1 protein-coding gene is annotated in these 2208 nt (G+C 66.6%); it reads left to right on the top strand.

What is annotated here, in order from left to right; all coding sequences use genetic code 11:
* Positions 1–597: 597 nt before the first annotated feature.
* Positions 598–2208: metallophosphoesterase family protein (locus ELR45_RS04990; RefSeq protein ID WP_205855999.1), on the top strand; the 1611-nt coding region annotated here is incomplete at its 3' end.

Here is a 2208-nt window from a genome sequence, read left to right as displayed (position 1 = left end):
GGGTCAAGTGTAGGGTCACAGCCAGGTAACAAGCCCTCTGTTCGTGGCCGCTCCGGCACCGGTGATTTCCCCGGCCCGGTGATCCGGGAAACAGCGGCCTCACCATGTGAATGGGCCCGGCTCCCCCCAAGTGGGGGTAGAGCCGGGCCCATTTTCTTTGACGGCATCGAGCCCCTTCATCCCTCCGTCGAGGAGGACGTTGGGGGGTTGGGGGTTTGCCGCTAACCCGCCGCCGATGACGCTCGGATCCTGGGCCGCTGGCCGGCCTTATGGCCTGACGACGCCCGGCGGTTACCCGGGCGTTTGCCGGGGTTCACGGACGACCGGAGGCAGTGTTCATCACTCGGCCGGATGATGATCCGGGGTTTGCACCCGATCTCCTTCCCTTGGAGCGTCCCGATGGCTGCACGTGTTCTTGTCCTGTCCGTCTCGGCGGTGTCTCTGATGGTGATGTCTGCCGTCGGCTCACACGGAGCGTCCGGCGCAGCTGCCCCGTCGTCGGCAGTGCCGTCCTCGCCGTCCTCCTCTGATTCGCGAGAGCTTCTCACCGAGCCATACCTGCAGATGCCTAGTGCGAATTCGGTCAACGTCGCGTGGATGACCGAGTTCGAGGGGCGCGCGCATGTCGTGATCGTCGGCGAGCTGGTCGGCGAGCTGAACGACGGTCAGCTGCGAGCGGCCGTCGGTGGTGGCCGGATACCCGGCGTCGAGGTCTTCACCGCCGAGACCGGCAAGCTCTCCCAGATGGCGGAGGACGCCGCTTCGGCCATCCCCGACGCGCCGGATCAGGTCACTGAGCGCAACGTCTACCGGCACGAGACGACGGTCACCGGTCTCCGCGCCGGGGCACGGACCCCGTATCGCGTGGTGTCGCTGGACCGAACCCACCTCGTCGCCTCCAAGACGTACACGCTGGCGCCGAGCCCGGAGCGAGGTGACGACCTGAAGATTCTGCTGACCAGCGACCACCAGCTCAAGGCGAACACGCCGGCCAACCTGCAGCGAGTGTCCGAGACGATCGGTCAGGTCGACGCGGTGTTCTTGGCGGGCGATCTGGTGAACGTCCCAGACCGAGCGTCCGAGTGGTTCGACGACGAGCGCGGCTTCGCCTTCTTCCCGGCGCTTCAGGGCCGGGCGTCGTACGAGGCCAACGGGGTCGAGTATGCCGGCGGCGAGATCATCCAGAATGCGCCGCTGTTCCCGGCCGTCGGCAACCACGAGGTGATGGGCCGGGCGCGGCTCGGCACACTCAACGAGTCGTTCACCTCGCCCGTGCCGCAAGCGGTCGCCGAGGCGGAGTACGAGAAGGTCGCCGATCAGGTCAACCCTGAAGGCGACGAGCAGGTCAAGGAGCAGTGGATCACCGACAACTCATTCAACACGACCAGTTATGAGGAGCTGTTCACGCTGCCGGATACGTCGCCGGGCGGGGAGCGGTACTACGCGACGACAGTCGGTGACGTCCGGCTGATCTCGCTGTACTCCACTCGGATCTGGCGTAGCCCGAACATCGCTGCGGACCCGGCTGGCTGGGGTACGTCACGCTTCACCGAGGCGCCGGGCACCCTGGACGATCCGCTCGCCCAAGGGTGGGGCTCGCACATCTTCGAAGAGATCGGTGTCGGTAGCGAGCAATACGAGTGGCTTCAGCAAGAGCTGGCCAGCGAGGAGTTCCAGGCCGCGGAGCGCACCGTGGTCATGCTGCACGAAGGGCCGAACGGCCTGGGCGACAACCTGTCACCGCCGTTCACCGACCCGGTGCGAATCGAGGAGACCGGCGAGAACGGTGAGCCGCGGGTGCGCTACGAGTATCCGAAGGAGGACAACTACCTGACTCGCGACGTGGCACCGCTGCTGGAGGAGGCCGGGGTGAACCTGGTACTCAACGGGCACTCGCATCTGTGGAACCGGTTCGTCGCGTCGTCGGGCACGAACTACTTGGAGACGTCGAACGTCGGCAATACCTATGGTGCGTTCCACCCGTTGTCCGGCCGCTCGCGACCGGTCCCGCCAGCACCGTGGGATGCGGACAACTACTCCGCGCAGGGCAACCCCGGCGGGCTGGAGCCGGTGGTGCCGAGCGTGGCGCCGCTGACGAACGACGACGGCACGCCGCTGCCGTTCGCCTCCAGCAACGACTTCACCGTGTTCTCCATCCTGGACACCGCCGCCGGGGAAGTGGTCAGCTACCTGTACGACCTGCGCACA

The organism is Phytoactinopolyspora endophytica (assembly GCF_004138495.1).
Taxonomy (GTDB): Bacteria; Actinomycetota; Actinomycetes; order Jiangellales; family Jiangellaceae; genus Phytoactinopolyspora; species Phytoactinopolyspora endophytica.
The sequence above is the reverse complement of the archived record's forward strand: the minus strand, read 5'-3'. Positions and strand labels throughout refer to the sequence as shown.